This window comes from Janthinobacterium sp. ROICE36, assembly GCF_002869965.1.
GTDB lineage: Bacteria > Pseudomonadota > Gammaproteobacteria > Burkholderiales > Burkholderiaceae_D > Janthinobacterium.
Genome location: NZ_PEBS01000180.1, coordinates 1 through 1,124 on the forward strand (window position 1 = coordinate 1; position 1,124 = coordinate 1,124).

The following is a 1,124-nucleotide window of genomic DNA, read 5'->3' on the forward strand; positions in this document are numbered from 1 at the left end:
CCTTCTTCCATCGCGATCGGGTTGATCAGCTTGACGGTGATCGACACGTTATCGCCTGGCATGACCATTTCTTTGTCTGCTGGCAACTCGATCGAACCAGTCACGTCCGTCGTGCGGAAGTAGAACTGTGGACGATAGTTGTTGAAGAATGGCGTATGACGACCGCCTTCGTCTTTCGACAGAACATAGATCTCGCCGGTGAAGTGGGCGTGTGGCTTGATCGAGCCTGGCTTTGCCAGAACTTGACCACGTTGCACGTCTTCACGCTTGGTGCCGCGCAGCAGCAGACCAACGTTGTCGCCTGCTTGACCTTGGTCCAGCAGTTTGCGGAACATTTCCACGCCGGTGCAAGTCGTTTTGACGGTGTCGATAATGCCAACGATTTCGATCTCTTCGCCGACTTTGACAATGCCGCGCTCGATACGACCGGTCACAACGGTACCGCGACCCGAGATCGAGAACACGTCTTCTACTGGCATCAGGAAGGCGCCGTCAACAGCGCGCTCTGGCGTTGGGATGTAGGAATCGAGGGCATCGGCCAGACGCAATACTGCATCCACGCCCATTTCGCCTTCCTTGCCTTCCAGCGCCATACGTGCCGAACCTTTGATGATAGGCACGTCGTCGCCAGGGAACTCATACTTCGACAACAGCTCGCGCACTTCCATTTCAACCAGTTCCAGCAGCTCTGCGTCGTCGACCAGGTCGCACTTGTTCAGGAACACGATGATGTATGGAACGCCAACTTGGCGGGCCAGCAGGATGTGTTCGCGGGTCTGTGGCATTGGGCCGTCAGCTGCGGAGCACACCAGGATCGCGCCATCCATCTGGGCAGCACCGGTAATCATGTTTTTGATGTAATCGGCGTGGCCTGGGCAGTCAACGTGCGCGTAGTGACGCGCTGCCGTTTCGTACTCGACGTGAGCGGTGTTAATCGTGATACCGCGCGCTTTTTCTTCTGGTGCTGCATCGATCTGGTCGTATGCTTTAGCTTCGCCGCCGAATTTCTTCGACAGAACCGTTGCGATTGCAGCGGTCAGCGTGGTTTTACCGTGGTCGACGTGGCCGATGGTGCCGACGTTGACGTGCGGCTTGGTCCGTTCGAATTTACCTTTTGCCATTTT

General features: G+C 56.3%; 1 protein-coding gene. It reads right to left on the reverse strand.

Annotated elements, in window-relative coordinates; all coding sequences use genetic code 11:
* Positions 1–1,121, reverse strand: a 1,121-nt coding sequence (gene tuf / locus CSZ94_RS27310) for an elongation factor Tu (RefSeq protein WP_102124360.1), incomplete at its 3' end; no start/stop codon positions are given.
* Positions 1,122–1,124 lie beyond the last annotated feature (3 nt).